21 protein-coding genes, 1 tRNA gene and 1 pseudogene are annotated in these 17,864 nt (G+C 39.6%); 10 read left to right on the top strand and 13 right to left on the bottom strand.

The window, feature by feature from the left end; genetic code table 11:
- The first annotated feature begins 14 nt into the window (after window positions 1–14).
- A complete protein-coding gene (locus ACTO1Y_RS07565) occupies window positions 15–746 on the top strand; it encodes a hypothetical protein (protein ID WP_235083448.1) in 732 nt (243 codons plus the stop codon).
- A gap of 78 nt (window positions 747–824) precedes the next feature.
- Here ACTO1Y_RS07565 and ACTO1Y_RS07560 read toward each other — a convergent pair whose 3' ends face one another.
- Together ACTO1Y_RS07560 and ACTO1Y_RS07555 are read right to left on the bottom strand one after the other, a co-directional pair.
- Entirely contained in the window at window positions 825–1,520 is a 696-nt protein-coding gene (locus ACTO1Y_RS07560) for an LrgB family protein (RefSeq protein ID WP_006150855.1), read from the bottom strand.
- Complete coding sequence (locus tag ACTO1Y_RS07555; protein WP_004250774.1) at window positions 1,517–1,891, bottom strand: CidA/LrgA family protein; 375 nt, start codon at window positions 1,889–1,891, stop codon at window positions 1,517–1,519. Before ACTO1Y_RS07555 ends, ACTO1Y_RS07560 begins: the two co-directional genes overlap by 4 nt.
- Before the next feature lie 181 nt (window positions 1,892–2,072).
- Between ACTO1Y_RS07555 and ACTO1Y_RS07550 the strand changes: the two genes are divergently transcribed.
- From ACTO1Y_RS07550 to trxA, 3 genes are all read left to right on the top strand, one after another.
- Window positions 2,073–2,453, top strand: a complete 381-nt coding sequence (locus ACTO1Y_RS07550) for a MarR family winged helix-turn-helix transcriptional regulator (protein ID WP_006150836.1) — start codon at window positions 2,073–2,075, stop codon at window positions 2,451–2,453.
- Window positions 2,454–2,547: 94 nt separating this feature from the next.
- Entirely contained in the window at window positions 2,548–2,769 is a 222-nt protein-coding gene (locus ACTO1Y_RS07545; RefSeq protein WP_006150880.1) for a DUF4649 family protein, read from the top strand.
- Between the two features lie 14 nt (window positions 2,770–2,783).
- Entirely contained in the window at window positions 2,784–3,098 is a 315-nt protein-coding gene (gene trxA, locus ACTO1Y_RS07540; RefSeq protein ID WP_001029581.1) for a thioredoxin, read from the top strand.
- A 90-nt stretch (window positions 3,099–3,188) separates the two neighbouring features.
- On the opposite strand, the gene ACTO1Y_RS07535 is transcribed toward trxA, so the two are convergent.
- From ACTO1Y_RS07535 to ACTO1Y_RS07495, 9 genes are all read right to left on the bottom strand, one after another.
- On the bottom strand, window positions 3,189–3,857 hold the full coding sequence (locus ACTO1Y_RS07535) for an MIP/aquaporin family protein (protein ID WP_006150854.1): 669 nt from the start codon (window positions 3,855–3,857) through the stop codon (window positions 3,189–3,191).
- 174 nt (window positions 3,858–4,031) lie between these two features.
- The gene (locus tag ACTO1Y_RS07530; RefSeq protein ID WP_006150859.1) at window positions 4,032–4,595 is read right to left on the bottom strand and encodes a DUF1307 domain-containing protein; all 564 of its coding nucleotides are present in this window, start codon (window positions 4,593–4,595) and stop codon (window positions 4,032–4,034) included.
- A gap of 35 nt (window positions 4,596–4,630) precedes the next feature.
- Complete coding sequence (locus tag ACTO1Y_RS07525) at window positions 4,631–4,804, bottom strand: hypothetical protein (RefSeq protein WP_006150856.1); 174 nt, start codon at window positions 4,802–4,804, stop codon at window positions 4,631–4,633.
- 269 nt (window positions 4,805–5,073) lie between these two features.
- Entirely contained in the window at window positions 5,074–6,870 is a 1,797-nt protein-coding gene (gene pepF / locus ACTO1Y_RS07520) for an oligoendopeptidase F (protein WP_441348817.1), read from the bottom strand.
- A 10-nt stretch (window positions 6,871–6,880) separates the two neighbouring features.
- Window positions 6,881–7,624, bottom strand: a complete 744-nt coding sequence (locus ACTO1Y_RS07515; protein ID WP_373113810.1) for a 16S rRNA (uracil(1498)-N(3))-methyltransferase — start codon at window positions 7,622–7,624, stop codon at window positions 6,881–6,883.
- A gap of 1 nt (window position 7,625) precedes the next feature.
- Complete coding sequence (prmA, locus tag ACTO1Y_RS07510) at window positions 7,626–8,576, bottom strand: 50S ribosomal protein L11 methyltransferase (RefSeq protein ID WP_414254044.1); 951 nt, start codon at window positions 8,574–8,576, stop codon at window positions 7,626–7,628.
- Window positions 8,555–8,956, bottom strand: coding sequence for a hypothetical protein (locus ACTO1Y_RS07505; RefSeq protein WP_441348816.1), 402 nt, complete (start codon window positions 8,954–8,956; stop codon window positions 8,555–8,557). Before ACTO1Y_RS07505 ends, prmA begins: the two co-directional genes overlap by 22 nt.
- Entirely contained in the window at window positions 8,953–9,381 is a 429-nt protein-coding gene (locus ACTO1Y_RS07500) for an NUDIX hydrolase (RefSeq protein WP_235083456.1), read from the bottom strand. Before ACTO1Y_RS07500 ends, ACTO1Y_RS07505 begins: the two co-directional genes overlap by 4 nt.
- Before the next feature lie 9 nt (window positions 9,382–9,390).
- Window positions 9,391–9,861: a DUF3013 family protein gene (locus tag ACTO1Y_RS07495; protein WP_254724845.1), complete on the bottom strand. Its 471-nt coding sequence runs from the start codon at window positions 9,859–9,861 to the stop codon at window positions 9,391–9,393.
- A 115-nt stretch (window positions 9,862–9,976) separates the two neighbouring features.
- Between ACTO1Y_RS07495 and ACTO1Y_RS07490 the strand changes: the two genes are divergently transcribed.
- The 4 genes from ACTO1Y_RS07490 (at window position 9,977) to ACTO1Y_RS07475 (ending at window position 12,829) form a co-directional block, all read left to right on the top strand.
- The gene (locus ACTO1Y_RS07490; protein WP_036758393.1) at window positions 9,977–11,248 is read left to right on the top strand and encodes a replication-associated recombination protein A; all 1,272 of its coding nucleotides are present in this window, start codon (window positions 9,977–9,979) and stop codon (window positions 11,246–11,248) included.
- A gap of 262 nt (window positions 11,249–11,510) precedes the next feature.
- Window positions 11,511–11,583: transfer RNA gene (locus ACTO1Y_RS07485), tRNA-Lys, on the top strand.
- A 95-nt stretch (window positions 11,584–11,678) separates the two neighbouring features.
- Window positions 11,679–12,095 (top strand): helix-turn-helix domain-containing protein, encoded by a 417-nt coding sequence (locus ACTO1Y_RS07480; protein WP_223334162.1) that lies wholly within the window; start codon window positions 11,679–11,681, stop codon window positions 12,093–12,095.
- A gap of 218 nt (window positions 12,096–12,313) precedes the next feature.
- Window positions 12,314–12,829 (top strand): DUF308 domain-containing protein, encoded by a 516-nt coding sequence (locus ACTO1Y_RS07475; protein WP_037611159.1) that lies wholly within the window; start codon window positions 12,314–12,316, stop codon window positions 12,827–12,829.
- Between the two features lie 531 nt (window positions 12,830–13,360).
- Here ACTO1Y_RS07475 and ACTO1Y_RS07470 read toward each other — a convergent pair.
- A pseudogene (locus ACTO1Y_RS07470) lies at window positions 13,361–13,702 on the bottom strand (T6SS immunity protein Tdi1 domain-containing protein); the annotation flags it as partial.
- A 102-nt stretch (window positions 13,703–13,804) separates the two neighbouring features.
- On the opposite strand from ACTO1Y_RS07470, the gene ACTO1Y_RS07465 reads away from it, so the two are divergent.
- Both ACTO1Y_RS07465 and ACTO1Y_RS07460 read left to right on the top strand, forming a co-directional pair.
- Window positions 13,805–14,647 carry an aldo/keto reductase gene (locus tag ACTO1Y_RS07465; RefSeq protein WP_016466258.1) on the top strand — a complete coding sequence of 281 codons (843 nt, stop codon included), beginning with the start codon at window positions 13,805–13,807 and terminating at the stop codon, window positions 14,645–14,647.
- A 303-nt stretch (window positions 14,648–14,950) separates the two neighbouring features.
- Complete coding sequence (locus ACTO1Y_RS07460; protein ID WP_441348815.1) at window positions 14,951–16,102, top strand: low temperature requirement protein A; 1,152 nt, start codon at window positions 14,951–14,953, stop codon at window positions 16,100–16,102.
- Between the two features lie 665 nt (window positions 16,103–16,767).
- On the opposite strand, the gene ACTO1Y_RS07455 is transcribed toward ACTO1Y_RS07460, so the two are convergent.
- Entirely contained in the window at window positions 16,768–17,856 is a 1,089-nt protein-coding gene (locus ACTO1Y_RS07455; RefSeq protein WP_195183597.1) for an AI-2E family transporter, read from the bottom strand.
- Window positions 17,857–17,864: the final 8 nt, after the last annotated feature.

Raw genomic sequence — 17,864 nt, 5'->3', positions numbered from 1 at the left:
TAAAGGAGATTCTTATGTTTTGGAATTTAGTTCGTTATGAATTTAAAAATGTCAACAAATGGTTTTTTGCCCTCTATGCAGCTGTACTATCCCTATCTGTCATCATAGGAATTCACGGTAGTGCCTTATCAAGTACCTATTATCAAGACAAAGGTGCTCTCATGTTATTCTTTCTAGCTCTGGTTTTTGGGGGCCTCGTTATTACTCTGAGTATTTCAACCTTAATTTTGATCATTCAACGATTTAAGGGAAGTGTCTATGACCGTCGTGGTTATCTAACCCTAACCCTTCCAGTATCTGAACACCAGATTCTCTCTGCTAAAATCCTTGGAGCCTTTGTCTGGTCTTTGACAAGTACAGTGGTCTTTCTTTTGAGTCTTTACATCATCATTGCCATGATTAGCCCTGATGTCTTCATATCAACCTTATTCAAGGATCTTTTCGACTACTATCTAGGCAATTTATGGTTAAGCCTGACAACTTATGTCTTAAATACCCTTGCCAGCATCCTTTGTATCTACTTGTCTATTTCTATCGGTCAACTATTTGATGAATACCGTACAGCTCTAGCTGTTGTGGCCTATATTGTGATTCACACTCTCATTGGATTTAGCGATCTTTTCTTAAATATTAGTATAAATTACAGCTCTTTTCTCACTTATGAAATCATTAAAGATATCATTTTGATTGTTGTCTACTATATCGGCACCTACTACATCTTGAAGAATAAAGTTAACCTTCAATAATAAAAAACCCCTAGCAAATGAATTTTTGCTGGGGATTTTTATTGTTAAACAGATAAAAGGCCAAGAGATACTTGACCTTTAACTCAATATTATACCAGCTACAATTGGACTGATAAAGACATAAAGCAGACCTGTGACACCGATTGCCAAACCAGCCATGGCACCTGCAACTGATCCGTAGCGAAAAGCGGTCCCTGTTCCAACGGCGTGACCTGTTCCTCCTAGAGCCAAACCGGCAGCTACTGGATCGTCAATTTTTAGCCATTTTAAGAGTGTCGGTCCGATAACGCTAGTCAAAATACCAGTCGCTACTACTACGACCAAGGTGATTGTTGTGATTCCTTGTAGCTTTTCTGTGATTCCAACCGCCATCGCAGTCGTTACCGACTTTGGAAAAAGTGAAATCGCCAAGAAGAAATCCATGCCGAAAAATTTGGCGACTAGTGCTGTAAAAGTAGTATTCACGATGACTGCTAAAAAACTGCCTAACAAAATACTTCTAACATGGTGTTTCATGAGGTGAAAACTCTTATAGAGAGGAATTCCTAAAGCTACTGTTGAGGGAACAATCAAGTTATTCAGATAAACCCCACCTTGATAATAGGCAGCGTAAGAAATACCCGTAAATTTCAGAAATGCTATGATAAACAAGGTTGCTAGCAGTAAAGGAGTTGTCAGAGGATGAGGGTAGCGTCTAAAGATAATCATCCCTCCTAGATAAGCTAGGATTGACAAGGCTATCCCAAAAAGTGGATTGGATACAAATTCGCTCATTTGGCACCTCTTTCTTCGTAATCACCTTCATAACGCTTTTTGATAAATTGAACGACCAGCGCAATCAAGATAATATTGATGACTGCTGCAAAAAAAACAATCAAGACAATGGGCAATAAATAGGGAGCAATCACATCAAATTTCTCCATAATCCCAACTGCAGGAGGCAGAAAGAGAATGGTCATGTTGGCCAGAAGAAAATTCCCAACCATGTTGACATGACGTACCCGCAACCACTTGAACTGCAAAGCCAAAAATAAAATAATCAAACCGATAATGCTTCCAGGAATAGGCAAATGGAAAAAGCTAGAGATTCCCTCACCAATCAGTGAAATGACAAAGAGAATCATTAACTGAACATATAACTTCATCGTATACTCCACAAATAGACTTTCTGCATACCAGTTTACTCTTTTTTCAGAAAATTTCAAGGAAATACACAAGAAACATCCTTCTTGCTATCTCATGGAAAAAGTTGTATACTAATTGCGTGCGCAAGCATCTTAGATGTATAAAGCTATTTACAACTATTATATAGGAAAGGAGATTGACGTGACTTACTTAGATAAATGGTTTGACTTCAACCGCCGACAAGTAGAATTAGAAGCTATTTTAGAGCAAACGATCGCTGAGCAAAGCGAACAAAGTCTAACGCTCAAAGAATTCTACCTCTTGCACTTTTTAAATCAGGCTCAAGAAAAATCTTTGAGACAGATTGACTTGCCAGATAAACTTCATCTGAGCCCTAGCGCTGTATCACGGATGGTGGCACGCCTAGAAGCAAAAAACTGCGGTTTACTTAGTCGGAGATGTTGTGACCAAGACAAGCGAGCTAGTTTTATCTGCCTCACTAAGGAGGGCCAGACGGCTCTTGCTTATCTACAAAAAGCAGTCGAAGAAAGTCTTGAAACAAAAGCAAGTTGGTTATCTTAAAGTTTTTTAAAAAACTTGCGTGCGCAATCAATTTTCTTGACATTCCTTTTTCTGAGGAGTAAAATGAAGACATGATTTAACAAAGGAGAATCCTATGATTGAAATCACTTATTTAGATGCCAGCAAGCAAGAGAGAACAATGACCTTCGAGTCATACGAAGAATTTGAACGTTCTCAACATGCCTGCCTGATTGGTGTCGCCGACTATTACCCTGTCCAAAAACTAACCTACAATGGTCATGTTCTGGACTACCATGGGACTTATGGGGATGTTTTCTTCTATCTCATGAAACAAGATTTAAGCCAATATAACTAAAAAGGAGAAATACTATGGCAAAAGCAATTACAGATGCAACATTTGAACAAGAAACAAAAGACGGATTGGTCTTGGTAGACTTCTGGGCAACTTGGTGTGGTCCATGTCGTATGCAAGGTCCAATCTTGGACAAATTGTCTGAAGAACTTTCAGAAGATGTCTTGAAAATCGTTAAAATGGACGTTGACGAAAATCCAAACACAGCTCGTGCATTTGGAATCATGTCTATCCCTACTCTTCTCTTCAAGAAAGATGGACAAGTCGTTAAACAAGTTGCAGGTGTTCACACAGCTGAACAAATCAAAGCTATCGTTGCTGAATTGAGTTAATTATAAAATCCCTCACCTCTTATCGTGGGGGATTTTAATATACAAAAAAGCCTACTCTCCAATGTGAAGAGTAGGCTTTTTGCGTTTCAATTATTCTTCAGTTCCAAGGAAGTTTTTAGCAACAAGAGCTGCAAGAACTCCACCAACGATTGGTGCAAGGATGAAAATCCAAACTTGTTGAAGGGCTGCGCCACCTACCAATACAGCAGGAGCCAAGCTACGAGCTGGGTTTACTGAAAGACCAGTAATATTCAATCCAACAAGGATCAAAGCAGTCAATGACAAACCAATCACCAAACCAGCAATTGCCCCATTACCTTTACTTGCTGAAGTTACAGTCATGATCACCAAAACAAACAAGAAAGTTGCAATTGTTTCAAACAAGAAACCACCAAAGACAGTTACACCATTTGCCAAGGCATTTTCACCAAGACTTGCAGTTGACATACCTGAATTTGCCAAGAGGAAGAATACAGCTCCAGATGCAAGGAAAGCACCAACTACTTGACCAAGAATGTAGTTTACAAGCTCTGAAGATGACAAACGTTTGTTTACAAACATAGCGATAGAAACAGCTGGGTTCAAGTGAGCACCTGAAACAGTTCCAATTGAGAAGGCTGCGACTACGATTGCTAAACCAAAAGCAAGAGCAATCCCAAGGTGTCCAAGTCCTTCAACACCATTTCCAAAAACAACAGCTCCTGTTCCGATGAACACAAGCATAAATGTACCGATTAATTCAGCAACAAATTTTTTCATAATTAGTCTCCTTTTTTTCAACTACCTATTAGTCTATCAAAAGAAGGGGAGGGATTCAAGAAAAGTGCTTGGAAAATTGCAGGTCTTTGCACTTTTGGTTACCCGAGGCTAGTCAGGACAAACAGCACCAAGGACGGCTAAGGAGTGTCTTTGGTGCTGTTTATTTGGTTGAGTTTATTCTGTATATTCAACATAACCTTTTTCTTGTAATTTAGCTGCAGCTTCACTAATTTTCACTGGTTTTGGTTTGGTCGCAGGAAATTGATTTGGATCGCGTCGATGTAACTCTTTCCAGTCCATAGTTTGGTAATCATATATTACGGTTTGAATGTATTCTCCATCTTCCTTCTCAACTTTAGAGGTTATTCCAGTTACATCCTTATAAAGCTCTTGACTTTTGTTCAGAAGTTGAACAACCTCTTCTTCAGATTTGCCTAATCCTTTAGGGTTATAAAAGTAAATACCAATCTGTTTATAGACGATGTCATCCTTGAAGTAGTAGATAAGAAATGTTGATCCACCTTTATCTATACGCTTGAATCTTTGTACACCGTCTTTTGGCAGAGCTTCTGTTGTATTTTGTTTATTGGACGCTACTTGTGTTGTTGGAGCAGTCGTGGTTTCTTGAGCTGTTTGTGAAGTTTGCGCTGCGCTTCCTGCTGAATTGTTTTGTCCGCAAGCCGCAAGGGCGAAAACCGTTAATAGTAATACGAGTGATGTTTTTAAAGTTTTATTCATAGTGATTTACGTCTCCCTTGATCACTTTTATTTTACTATTGAACATAACCATTTTCAAGTAATTTTGGAACACCGTCACTATATTTTAAGATTGACGGATTATCATCTGGATGTGTTTCAGGAGATCGCTTATGTAATTCTTTCCAAATTTCTTCCCGACTATAGCTTGGTTTTTCTTCTGTCACTTTACTTTGTAATTCTTGATACATCCCTAGCACCTCTGCTTTTCTAGTCACTGATCAAAAAGCCATTCATAGATGACTTTTTATTTCTTAAACATCGAATTTTTAATGAAAGAGAATATGGTACAAAAATGAAGTAAAGCACAAGCAATACCAGCTCTACTTTCAGTTCAGTTTTGAAATCACGGCCTCCAACGGCTTTTTTGAAAATAGCTACAAATAATCCAAAGACAATGACTGTCAACCATCCAAAGATCATCAGCAAAGCAATCACCCACCTCTCTATTACTTTACACTTACTCTCCCAACTCTGCACTGTAGGCGATAATCTGATCAACCGTGTCAGACAAGAACTGGATGGTATCACGGAGTGGTTTGTCTGTTGAAATATCCGCACCTATAATCATGGCTGACTCAAGTGGTGTCTTGCTACCACCTGATTTGAGGAGGTTGAGCCAGTCTTCAGCTCCAGTTTCCGAATGTTTCAGATGGAGGTAACCCGCAGTCGAGATGACAAGTCCGGCTGAGTAGGTGTAGCTATACAAACCCATGTAGTAGTGAGCTTGGCGCATCCAAGTCAGTGCCGCATCGTCGTCAATTTCAATAGCATCACCCCAGAACTCTGTCAAGACTTCTTTCATAATGCTGTTGAGTTTGCTTGCTCCAAAGGTTTCCCCTTCTTCAATCAGTGTATACACCTTACGCTGAAAGGCTGCTTCCAAGAGGTGGGTGATGAAATTATGGAAGTAGGTATCTGTCAAGCGGTGGGCAAGAGCAAAGCGTTTTTGACGCGGATCGTCAGATTGATGTTCTAAATAATCACTGAGAAGCAATTCATTGAAGGTTGACGGTGCTTCGACATAGTAGGTCGACATGTGGGCGTTGAAGTAACTCTGGTGATTATCTGAAAAGATAAATTGACCAGAATGCCCGATTTCATGAATCAAGGTATAAACATCACTCAGACGACCTGTCCAGCTCATGAGAACATAAGGATGCACACGATACGGATCCGCCGCATAGCCACCAGAATCCTTACCGCTATTAGCAGCAAAGTCCACCCAGCGTTCTTCTTGATAGCGAGCAACTTCCTGACAATATTCTTGTCCCAAAGGTTCTACCGACTTCATGACCAAATCGTAGGCATCATCAATGGTCACTTCAGGATTAAGGGCGCTGTCCAAGTCCAATTTCCAGTCTGCAAAGGTCATCTTTTCAAGACCATTAACCTTAGCAACATGCTTGAGATATCGCTGAGCAACTGGCGCAAAGTCCTTCATGATGAGGTCAATCTGGCGGTCAAACATGGCACGGTCCACTTCTTGTTCAGCCAGAAGATAATCAAAGACTGAGTCATAGCCCTTCATATCTGCCAACAGTTTTTCAGATTTAACCTGAGCAAGATAGGCTGCCGCAGCTGTATTTTGGTGCTTACGAAGTCCTTCTGAGAAAGAACGGAAGGATTTCTCACGAACCTCAGCATCCTCGTGGTTTTGATAGAAGTTTTCATAGGTCACAAAACTGTTTTTGTAGGTTTTTCCATGGGCTTCAAAATCAGCCATTTCAAAGTCCCCAGCTCGCATTTTAGTATAGATATCCTGTGGACTGTAGAAAACTTCGCCCAGATTGGTCAAGGCCTTCTCCACATCAGCCCCAAGATAGTGGGCTTTTTTGATTTTGGCCTGACGAATAGCTGCAGTCAAATGTGGCAAGTCACCCAAACGGTCCAAGACTTCTTCGTCTGCTTCTACCAAGGCATCATCAAAGAAGGTCAAGGCTACGCTGGCATCTGTTTCAAAGTCCATTCCAGCTTGGGCGATATTGGCAAAATCTTCATTGCTATAGTCTGTCGTCTGAGGCATAAAAGCGTAATTCCCGATATGGCTCATCTGAATATAGATTTGCTCCAATTCTTCAAAGGCCTTCTCGAAATCTTCAAAAGTGTGAAGATTGCCCTTATAGTCACGACTAAACTGGTTAATATCTTCACGCGCCTTCTCTATCGCACGCAAGAAATCCTCACGGTCTTGATATAGGGCTGTTAAGTCCCAAAGTTCATTTTCAGGAAATACTGAACGGTGTTTTTGTTCCATCTTTTTCCTCTTATTTCTCTAATTCTAACAAAACACTGATGGCTGATAAGGCATAAAGTGGTGCTGTTTCTGCTCGCAAAATACGAGGACCAAGTCCTGCCAGGACTGCTCCCTTTTCTTCAAAACTTTCAATTTCTGCAGGAGATAGACCACCTTCTGGTCCAAAGATAAAGAGCAGTTTAGATCCTTTTTCTAACTCCGCAACAGCTTGGATAAGCGCTGCTGATTCACCTTCTTTGGCTGACTCTTCATAGGCTACCACGATAGAGTCAAACTGGTCCAGCTGAGATAGAAAATCTGCTTTTTTTTCAAAAAGGGTGATGTTTGGGACCAAATTCCGCTTGCTTTGCTCGGCTGCTCCAAGCGCAATTTTTTCTAGTTTTTCAACCTTTTTACCCAATTTCTTGCCATCCCACTTGGCAACAGACCAGTCAGCAGGAAATGCCCAGATTTGACTAGCACCCAGTTCGGTTACTTTCTGTGTGATAAACTCGAGCTTGTCTCCCTTGGGGAAACCTGATGCGATGGTCACTTGAACTGGTAGTTCTACATTGTCTGCTAATTCCTCAATCAGCTCTAACTGATGACTTTCTACATTGACCACGCGCGCTAAGCGCTTGATCCCATCATCAAAAACTAAAGTCACCTCATCCTCTTCTTTTAAGCGCATAACCTGAAACATGTGCTTGCTGGTTTCCTTGTCCTCGATAGTGACAGGTGAGCTAGCCAAACCTTTTACAAAATACTGCTGCATGCTAGCCTCCAATCACACCGGAGACATCCTTGGTCTTCTTGAAGACGCAGGCATTCCATTCCCCTTGGATCATGTGGGTTTCAAGGAAAAATCCAGCTGACTCAGCCGACTCACGCACCATGTCCCACTTGTCCTTGATAATGCCACTCATGATGAGATAGCCTTCGTCCTTGACCAAACGATAAGCATCATCTGTCAGATGGATAAGGATATCTGCTAGGATGTTGGCCACGATGACGTCCGCCTCAATTTCTACGCCCTTAAGCAAATCACCTGGGGCTACATGGATGTTCTCCATACCAGGATTGAGCTCAATATTTTCCTGAGCCACCCGAACCGCCACATCATCCAAGTCATAGGCAAAGATTTCCTTGACACCTAGGAGAGAGCTAGCAATAGAAAGAACGCCTGAACCAGTCCCTACATCTAGCACTGTTTCACCACCACGAAGGACTTGCTCCAAGGCAAAGAGACTCATCTTAGTTGTTGGGTGCGTTCCCGTTCCAAAGGCCATGCCAGGGTCCAGCTTGATAATTTTTTCTCCCGCTGTTGCCTCATAGTCTGTCCATGACGGTACGATGGTCAGGTCATGGGTGATGCGAGCTGGTTCATAGTATTTCTTCCAATTATCTGCCCAATCTTCCTCAGCCAAGGCAGTGGTGCCAATCTTGACTTCACCCAGATCCATAAAATCTGTCAAGTCTGCTAAGCGATCCTGCAAATCTGCCTCAACAACGGCTACATCAATCGTTTCAGGATAGTAGGCTGTCACCACGATTTCTTCTTGCTGCTCGACATCAGGGAAAATCTCACCAAAGCGATCCACATTTCCCACATAGTCCATACTGTCCTCAATCGCAACACCCTGGGCGCCTAACTCGATCAAGAGATTAGAGACCAACTCCTCTCCCTCACGCTTGACTGTAACCTTTAATTCTTGCCATGTTTCCATTTTGTATTTTCCTTATTCTTCTTAAATTCTTCAATCACATCTGTATAGTGTTCTTTCATTGCGCTATGAATCTGCTGTTTAAAAATACCAAACATAAGATAATAAACAAATAGAACAATTCCTGCAAGCAGTAGCAGTAATAAAAAATGTACTGAAAGGGGCAGTACGAGACCTTCACCACTCAGTAAGGGTAAAACAAGCATTAATCCCCAAATAACAGCCATAGAGATCCCAGCTACTTTCGTACCACTTTCTCTCTGCTTCTTTAACTTTAAATATTCCATGTAAATGAATGTAGCTTCTTCCCTAGAGTATTGTCCAGTTTTTAGTTTGCGTTTAACTTCCTTGTTTAACGTGGTTGTTGCAATCGCAAAAATCATTTCACTTCCTCCAAATAATCCCTCAATCTACCCTGCAACTGCGGAACTACTTGACTGGATGTCAAAAATTCCTCAATGTTCATCAATTTATAGCCCTGCCCTTCATCTCCAAAGGTGATACTGTCAAACTGTTCTTGACTTAGTTGCCCGACCATAAATACTGACTGTCTGCCTTCATAGAGCATGCTGGGATAGACCTTACTCCAGAGCAGGCAATCTTCGGTCAAGTGAATGCCTAGTTCCTCATAAACTTCACGCGCCGCGCATTCAAATGGGCTTTCGTCCCCTTCACGACCACCACCCGGCAACTCCCACATATTGGGCCAAGGGATATTTTCCTTGTCATCACGCAAGATGGTCAGTAGCTTATCTCCGCAAAATAGAGCAATCTTGCAACCTTGGAAATCAGTAAGTTCTATTTCCATGCTAGACTCCTAATATCTCGGATAAGGATAAAATTCTCCCTCTTCCAAGCCTGCTTTCCCTTCTTCAAAGACTTCTTGGTTCCATTCCATGACGAATTCTTCTGCTTCTGGGTCTTCCAAAAAGTCCATGAGGGCATCTAGTCCAACCTCTGCAGTATCTTTGAGGAATAGTGCAAAATAAGCTAAAAATTCACGAGAAAAACCTTTCTTCGGCAGATAAGGGATGACTGTGAGATAGTCTTCTGCATTAACTGTTGACTTGGCAGGGTTATAAAAAAGCATCGCTTCTTCAAAAAGGATATCATCTGACGAAACCTCTCCGTCTTCATCTAGCATCTCCACTCCTGCAGGATTTTGCGCCTCTAGCAGAAAACTCACTTCAACTGCATGATTGCGTTTGTCCCAGCTAATCTCATAGTCAAAAGGAAAGTTCTTGTCCAACTCTTCTTGTAAAACATCTAAAAATCCGTATGTTGCCATGTTGTCCTCTTTCTATACGACTCTTCAATCGCCCCGAATACTCGGAAATATGCTAAAATAGATACTACCATCTTACCACATTCGTATCAGAAAATCCATGTTAGAAAGGACTGCTATGCCAGACAATCTCGCGCTTCGCATGCGCCCCAAAACCATCGACCAGGTCATCGGTCAGGAGCATCTGGTTGGACCAGGCAAGATTATCCGCCGTATGGTGGAAGCCAATCGCCTATCCTCTATGATACTCTACGGACCTCCAGGCATCGGAAAAACCAGTATCGCTTCAGCCATCGCTGGAACGACCAAGTATGCTTTTCGGACCTTCAATGCAACTGTTGATAGTAAAAAACGCCTCCAAGAAATCGCTGAGGAAGCTAAATTCTCAGGTGGCCTTGTACTGCTACTAGACGAGATTCATCGTCTTGACAAGACGAAACAAGACTTCCTCTTGCCTCTCTTGGAAAGTGGACTGGTCATTATGATTGGAGCGACGACTGAAAATCCTTTCTTTTCTGTCACGCCAGCCATTCGTAGCCGTGTTCAGATTTTTGAGTTGGAACCCTTGTCTAACCAAGATGTTAAAGAGGCCGTTCAAATAGCCCTGATTGACCCTGAAAGAGGTTTTGATTTCCCAGTTGAGTTAGATGATGATGCCCTTGATTTTATCGCAACATCTACCAATGGAGATCTCCGTTCTGCCTTCAATTCGCTTGATTTGGCAGTTCTCTCCACCCCAGAAAATGATGACGGTGTCCGTCACATCACGCTCGACATCATGGAAAATAGTCTTCAGAGAAGCTACATCACTATGGACAAGGATGGAGACGGACACTATGATGTTCTATCTGCCCTACAAAAATCCATCCGTGGATCCGATGTCGATGCTAGTCTCCACTATGCTGCTCGCTTGATAGAGGCTGGTGACCTTCCTAGCCTAGCTCGTCGTTTGACTGTGATTGCTTATGAAGATATTGGCTTAGCCAATCCCGAAGCTCAGATTCATACCGTAACTGCTTTGGATGCTGCCCAAAGGATCGGTTTCCCAGAAGCCCGCATCCTCATCGCCAATGTCGTCATTGATCTGGCACTTTCACCTAAGTCTAACTCAGCCTATGTGGCTATAGATAAGGCCTTGGCTGACCTTAAAACATCGGGGCATCTGCCGATTCCACGTCACTTGCGAGATGGACATTATAGCGGCAGCAAGGAACTAGGGAACGCCCAAAATTATCTCTATCCACATAATTATCCTGGTCACTGGGTCAATCAAGAGTACTTGCCAGAAAAAATCCGTGACCATCACTACTTTTCTCCAGAAGATAGTGGAAAATACGAACGCGCCCTGGCTCAACGCAAGGAAACCATTGATAAATTACGAAACTTGTGAAATCCTTTTCAAAATTTTTAATTTTCCCTTGATTTTTTTTGAAAAAGTGGTATCATATAATCATAGAAACGCTGTGGTGTACGACTTCACATTTAAGTGTTGACCGACTATTTTGTGTATTATTAGGGAAACAAAAGTCTTCTAACAGCATGTAGGCCGTCTCACACGGAAACAGCTTCAGTTAGAGCGAGTTGCCCACCTGCTTAATTGCGCGGGTTCAATACAAACCGTGAAGTTTCGGCACCAATACAGCTTTTTATTTGCCTCCTTAGCTCAGTTGGTAGAGCAGTAGACTCTTAATCTATGGGTCGCAGGTTCGAGCCCTGCAGGGGGCATCTAAATCAACAGGAAAAAGCCTTGATTTATAAGGCTTTTTTGCTTGTCTATAACTGATTTGCCCCATCATTTGCCCCACATTTTTTTATGAGCAATCTTTCCAGACATCTCTGATTACGAAAAACAAAAAAGCTATCCTACCTTTGCAAATTTGGATAAGATAGCAGAATATTTTAATGCAACTCCAACCCAACTATTTGGAACTAGTAAAGAGATTGAGTTAGAAAAGAGTGTTCTTGAATCTAATGAATACTCTGACAAAGTAAGTGAGATCTTAAAAGCTGTCAAATACATCGAACATTTCCTACATACTTATGGACAGCACTTAGAGGATTTACTTTATCTAACAAAAGGCAACCAACTATACACAGAAGATGGAGATGAGTTGTATATTGATCCAACTTCTCAGAAAAGAACATTTCATACTCAATATGAACCTGGTTTTATTGTAGCAAGAGAAAAATCTCCACTAGAACTCTTGATTGAAAATAAGGAATTGTTTGATAAATAGAAAAAGCGAGGATAACCTCGCTTCAGATTGAAGTTAAAATCTTTAGAAGACACTTTTATAAGGACTTTGTCTTCAATCTGTGAAAAGGAGTGGAAACTCCTTTTCTTTTTGTAAGTCAGACTGAAACTTCCAAATTGTTTATTTATTTTATTGACATTTTCTATAAAAATAAATATAATAGTTTTATTATCAGACTATACTATATAGGGGGGATTGAAATGAAATTTTCTAATCGTTTACTGCTATTCCTTGCAGGAGTTGTTTTTGTCCTTTTAGGACTTTTCCTATTTACAAACCCAGTAGCTAATCTTGTTGCTTACAGCTGGTGGATTGCATTTGATTTACTGGTTTCTTCTATAGCAGCTATTTTAGGCTATTTCTCTGCACCAAAAGAGCTTCGCTCACCTGTTTATCTTTTCCAAGGGTTTGTTAGTCTTCTCTTAGCTCTTTACCTCGTTGCTTATGGCTTTGTGACCCTGCCGGTCGTCATTCCGACCATTGTAGGAATTTGGTTAATTGTAGAAGCCATTATTGCTTTCTTTAAAGGCAAACGTCTAGGATTGATTTTCCCTATTATTGGTAGCAATATCACGTGGGTAGCCTTGCTTGTATTTTTACTAGGTCTAGTGATTCTGTTCAATCCAGTGGCTACAGGTGTCTTTGTCGTTTATGTCATTGCCTTTTCATTTTTAGTTACTGGCTTCACCTACATTATTGAGGCCTTTCGTAAATAGTCTAGTTGCTATTTCTATCGCATTCAAAAAAGCTGGGAAATCATATTCTCAGCTTTTTTGTCTCTTTAATTATCACTTTTTCGCATTCCATTCTGCGTAGAAATTTGTTTTTCCATTTTATTCTCCAATTTGATCTCGCACTGACATTTATTTATAACAAAACTATATATCTAGAATAGCATAATCATTAGGTATTATAGGTTTTCAAACAAAATACGAGTCATTCGTTTTTGCCCCACTTTTGCCCCATTTTTAAATCCTGACATTGAAAATACCTAAAAGTATTTCCCTAAAATCAGCTATATTTCAACATTTTTGTTTATTTTCAATATGAAAAGTTCTTACAAATCCATGTAGGGGGCATCTAAACAACAGGAAAAAGCCTTGATTTATAAGGCTTTTTTGCTTGTCATTTTGTTTTTTGTACCAAAAAGTTTATATTCACAAAATAAGCGACTCTCATCAAAGACTCGCTATTTATCTAACACCTCGATTTAATAGAAAAAAACACCTCACGGTGATTACTTATTATCAATCGTCCATTACTCCGCCTGTGAGTTGGTACATGAGGTAAATGTGTTCCAAGGTTTTTACCTTATCCATATGATCCACATCTTTTACGCCTCCCAAGGCTAGTAAAGGAACAAAACCGAAACATTGGTTATAAGACAAGGGACCATGTTTTAACACAGCCTGTCTATATAAATCCAGTTCAAAGTTATCAGTCACATATGAGTTATCTAAATACTGAAGAAAATATTTCAGGCTCTTGATAATAATGTCGCAGTCTTGAAGATTTTATTTTACAATACCAACAAATTCATTCTCTTCCCAAGTAATAATATCTCCAAAGGCTGTTACGAACATCGGAAAAAGAAGTAAGGAACTATTCATAATAATAGCCGTAGCAAATCTTTGCATTTTTGTCTTATCTTTTTTAAGATAGTACTATTAAAAAAAGAAAAGGTGAAAATCATGGAAACATATACACTTGCAAATGGGGTTGCTATTCCTAAAATTGGTTTTGGAACTTGGCAAATTGCTGAAGGCGAAGAAGCCTATAACAGCGTTAGCTTCGCACTTAAGGCGGGTTACACACATATTGATACCGCACAAATTTACGGTAACGAGGTTTCCGTAGGTAAGGCGATTGCTGATAGTGATTTGGCACGTGAGGATATTTTCCTAACCACCAAACTTTGGAATGATAAGCACGATTACGAGTTGGCTAAGACTTCTATCGATGAGTCTCTCGAAAGACTTGGTGTGGATTATTTGGATCTTTTGCTTATCCATTGGCCTAATCCAAAGGCGCTTCGTGAGAATGATGCTTGGAAGGCTGGCAATGCGGGTGCATGGAAGGCTATGGAAGAAGCCTACAAAGAAGGTAAGGTGCGTGCTATCGGTGTGTCAAACTTTATGCAACATCACCTAGAAGCTCTTTTTGAAACAGCTAAAATTGTTCCACATGTCAATCAAATCCTCTTGGCTCCAGGTTGTGACCAAGAAGACTTAGTTGACTATTGCCAAGAGCGCGATATCCTTCTTGAAGCCTATAGTCCACTAGGTACAGGTAGCATTTTTGGAAATGAAGATGTTGAAGCAGTGGCTGAACGTAACGGTAAATCTGTGGCACAAATTGCTCTGCGTTGGAGCCTCCAAAAAGGTTTCTTGCCACTACCTAAGTCTGTGACACCTAAAAATATAAAAGGTAACTTGGATATCTTCGACTTCGACTTATCAGAGGAAGATATGGCAGTCTTGGATAAGATTCAAGGCACCAAAACTCAGAATGATCCTGACACAGTTAATTTTTAATAGGATTTTAAGCAACTCGTCAGGGTTGCTTTTTAGCGTGTTTCTTTAGATTTGCTATGATGAAACTATCATTTTTTATTTATAGATGGGAGTTACGTAATGGAGTCTCGAAATCTTTTGCCTCAGAATACACGTACTTCATTATCAATCATCAAACACTCCGCCTGTAATCTGGTACATGAGGTAAATGTGCTCCAAGATTTTGACAATTCGCGCCACATGAAATTATTTAAGCATATCCTTTTCTTTCATTACCATTTTCTGTTATAATGTATTGTATTTCTAAAGTAGAAAGGTATTAATATGACAACTCTTATTAAACATAAACGTGTAGAATTTTCAGAACTTTTTTATGACCTAGTTTTTGTTTTTGCAATTTCAAAAGTAACTACTTTAATTGAGCATCTTCATAACGGTATTTTGACTTGGAATTCTTTCCTTGATTTTTTCATGGCTGTCTTGGTTCTCACTGATTCATGGATGATTCAAACCGTTTATACCAATCGCTATGGAAAGAACTCTTTATTTAACATGGTAATCATGTTTATCAAAATGGGAATTTTACTCTTTATAGCCAATATGATTGGACCTGATTGGCAACAATATTTTCATTATCTCTGTTGGGCTATTGGTACATTAACCCTTACCTTATTTTTTCAATATTTGGTTGAGTTTTTTAGAAAATCAACCGATGATGTTAATCGGGAAAGTATCAAAGGTTTTCTATGGATAACAGGGCTAGGAAGTTTAGGAGTCTATCTAGCAGCTCTTCTTCCTCTTCCTATTTACGTTAGAGTCTATATCTTCTTTGCTAGTATTCTGCTAACATTTATTATGCCAATTATCTTGCTTAGTAAAGATAAGCATTACCAGGTAAATCTCCCCCATTTAATCGAGCGCATCTCCCTTCTTGTCATTATTACGTTTGGAGAGATGATTATGGAGCTAGCTAACTTCTTTACAATCGAGAATTTCTCGATTTATTCGGTTCTTTATTTCATTATTATGCTTTCTCTGTTCCTATTTTATTTTGGTGAATTTGACCATGCTATTGATGAAAAATCTAATCAAAAGGGACTATTTCTAATTTACAGTCACTATCCTATTTTCATTGGACTTATTATGATGACTGTTTCGATGAGTTTTCTTCTGAATCCTGAAGCTAATCATCTCTTTGCAACCATCTTCTCTTATATCGGATTTGGCCTCTTCCAAGTTGCTGTCCTAGTAAATGGGCCCTGTAACAAACACTATCTTCGCTATTCGAAAAGTTACTACTGTGTCCAAGCGACACTCTATCTGGCTGCCTTGATTCTCTCTTTAATCTTTGCTTCTAATCCTATAATAGTAGTGAGTATTACAACCATTTTAGCTCTAGCTATAGCCATTCATTTTATTTATTTTTATATGACACAGAATAAAAAATATTCCAAATCTAACTGGGAGTTCTTTTAATGAGTTTATAGCATTAAAAAAGCCTTGGTTTTCCAAGGCTTTTTTTTCATTAATTTGTTTTTCCATTTTATCCTCCGATTTGAACTCGCACTGACATTTATTTATAACAACACTATATATCTAGTATGGCATAATCATTAGGTATTATAGATTTTCAAACCAAATGTGAGTCATTCGTTTTTGCCCCACTTTTGCCACGTTTTTAAAGCCTGACAGTGAAAACACCTAAAAGTATTTCCCTAAAATCAGCTATATTTCAACACTTTTGTTTATTTTCAATATGAAAAGTTCTTACAAATCCATGCAGGGGGCATCTAAATCAACAGGAAAAAGCCTTGATTTCAAGGCTTTTTTGATGTCAAATAACTTTTTGTAGCAAATCATTATAAAGGTTTTCCAACCTTATCAAACTTATCATTTATTCTCAATCAATTGCTAGCAATATTTGATAAGACCAACTGTTTTTTACAGTACAGAGCTAGTCTATAATTAACTAAACTATACTAATTTGTGCCCATATTACATGGCCAATCCGCATAGAGATTAAAATGGGCTATTATGAATTCATAAATTTTCGCAACAGAACAAGAGCAAGTCATTTAGAAATAAAAGAGAAGAGAATCTTTCACTCTCTTCTTAGTATATCTTATTAAATTCAGTCTTTCTCAATCTACCTGATTTTCCTTTGCAACGACAAATTCTTTAACCAATCGATAGATAACAGCAAATATGGGTGTAAAGAATATCATTCCAAGTAAGCCAAATAGATTTCCTCCAATACTAGCTGCTGCAAGTGTGAAGAGAGCTGGTAAGCCGATAGATTGACCCACAACTTTGGGATAGATAAGGTTTCCCTCAATCAGCTGTATAATTTGATAAAGAAGGATAGACAGTAAAGCTTGACTTGGACTGACTGTAAAGATAAAAATCGCTCCTAGCACACAAGCAATCATAGGACCAACATAAGGAATGAAAGACAGCACTCCTGCAAAGATACCTGTCATTACCCCATAGGGTAGTCCAAATAGGCTATAGCCAACCGCTACCATAACTCCTATGATGACTGCTTCAATTAGCTGACTCATCAAAAACTGATCATAAGTTTCTAGTCCTATTTGTCCGATGTAAGCCAACTTTGTCACTACCTTCTCTGAAAGTAAGACTTTCAGAAGTCGGCTCGTCATCGCTGCCAAATGTTCCTTACTGGATAAAAATGAAAAGGTGAAGACTATAATCAAAAAGGCATTCATCAAACTTGAAAAAATATTGCCGATATTACTAGTCAGACCCGATAAGAAACCTATCAAGGCTTGGCTAATAGAACTAGACTGTCCCTGTATGCCTGATACAATAGTTGACAACATGTCTTTGGTTACAAATTCCGAGCCGTCTAGCAATTTCCCAAGTTGAGTCAGGACTGTTGAAAGGACTGTTCCCAGCTGACTAATAGTCTGAGCTAGGGTTGGTAGCACCAAAACCAAAAGACCTATCACGATTAAGATAAGAGCTAGGAAAACAAGTACCATGGCAATCGGACGACGCAACTCTGCCTTTACCTTCATTTTGACTAGCAATTGTTCAATTTTTTTCATGGGAACATTGAGCACAAAAGCAATAACAGCGCCATAAATCAAGGTTGAAGTCACGTCAAAGAAAGAGATTGCTCCTGATATAAAGCTCGACGCATTCAGAATCACAAGAGCAACCAGCCCTATAAAAAGGATTAACGGGGTGTATTTTCTAACTAACTTCATAAATTCTC

The organism is Streptococcus sp. V728, assembly GCF_052077995.1.
Lineage (GTDB): Bacteria > Bacillota > Bacilli > Lactobacillales > Streptococcaceae > Streptococcus > Streptococcus infantis_B.
Note: the sequence above shows the minus strand (reverse complement) of the source record. Positions and strands in the feature narration are given on the sequence as shown.

Excerpts from the sequence above, each read along its gene's own strand:
- ACTO1Y_RS07565 (WP_235083448.1), top strand. The coding sequence starts at position 15 with ATGTTTTGGAATTTAGTTCGTTATGAATTTAAAAATGTCAACAAATGG.
- ACTO1Y_RS07560 (WP_006150855.1), bottom strand. The coding sequence starts at position 1,520 with ATGAGCGAATTTGTATCCAATCCACTTTTTGGGATAGCCTTGTCAATC.
- ACTO1Y_RS07555 (WP_004250774.1), bottom strand. The coding sequence starts at position 1,891 with ATGAAGTTATATGTTCAGTTAATGATTCTCTTTGTCATTTCACTGATT.
- ACTO1Y_RS07545 (WP_006150880.1), top strand. The coding sequence starts at position 2,548 with ATGATTGAAATCACTTATTTAGATGCCAGCAAGCAAGAGAGAACAATG.
- trxA (WP_001029581.1), top strand. The coding sequence starts at position 2,784 with ATGGCAAAAGCAATTACAGATGCAACATTTGAACAAGAAACAAAAGAC.
- ACTO1Y_RS07535 (WP_006150854.1), bottom strand. The coding sequence starts at position 3,857 with ATGAAAAAATTTGTTGCTGAATTAATCGGTACATTTATGCTTGTGTTC.
- ACTO1Y_RS07530 (WP_006150859.1), bottom strand. The coding sequence starts at position 4,595 with ATGAATAAAACTTTAAAAACATCACTCGTATTACTATTAACGGTTTTC.
- ACTO1Y_RS07525 (WP_006150856.1), bottom strand. The coding sequence starts at position 4,804 with ATGTATCAAGAATTACAAAGTAAAGTGACAGAAGAAAAACCAAGCTAT.
- pepF (WP_441348817.1), bottom strand. The coding sequence starts at position 6,870 with ATGGAACAAAAACACCGTTCAGTATTTCCTGAAAATGAACTTTGGGAC.
- ACTO1Y_RS07515 (WP_373113810.1), bottom strand. The coding sequence starts at position 7,624 with ATGCAGCAGTATTTTGTAAAAGGTTTGGCTAGCTCACCTGTCACTATC.
- prmA (WP_414254044.1), bottom strand. The coding sequence starts at position 8,576 with ATGGAAACATGGCAAGAATTAAAGGTTACAGTCAAGCGTGAGGGAGAG.
- ACTO1Y_RS07505 (WP_441348816.1), bottom strand. The coding sequence starts at position 8,956 with ATGATTTTTGCGATTGCAACAACCACGTTAAACAAGGAAGTTAAACGC.
- ACTO1Y_RS07500 (WP_235083456.1), bottom strand. The coding sequence starts at position 9,381 with ATGGAAATAGAACTTACTGATTTCCAAGGTTGCAAGATTGCTCTATTT.
- ACTO1Y_RS07495 (WP_254724845.1), bottom strand. The coding sequence starts at position 9,861 with ATGGCAACATACGGATTTTTAGATGTTTTACAAGAAGAGTTGGACAAG.
- ACTO1Y_RS07490 (WP_036758393.1), top strand. The coding sequence starts at position 9,977 with ATGCCAGACAATCTCGCGCTTCGCATGCGCCCCAAAACCATCGACCAG.
- ACTO1Y_RS07475 (WP_037611159.1), top strand. The coding sequence starts at position 12,314 with ATGAAATTTTCTAATCGTTTACTGCTATTCCTTGCAGGAGTTGTTTTT.
- ACTO1Y_RS07465 (WP_016466258.1), top strand. The coding sequence starts at position 13,805 with ATGGAAACATATACACTTGCAAATGGGGTTGCTATTCCTAAAATTGGT.
- ACTO1Y_RS07460 (WP_441348815.1), top strand. The coding sequence starts at position 14,951 with ATGACAACTCTTATTAAACATAAACGTGTAGAATTTTCAGAACTTTTT.
- ACTO1Y_RS07455 (WP_195183597.1), bottom strand. The coding sequence starts at position 17,856 with ATGAAGTTAGTTAGAAAATACACCCCGTTAATCCTTTTTATAGGGCTG.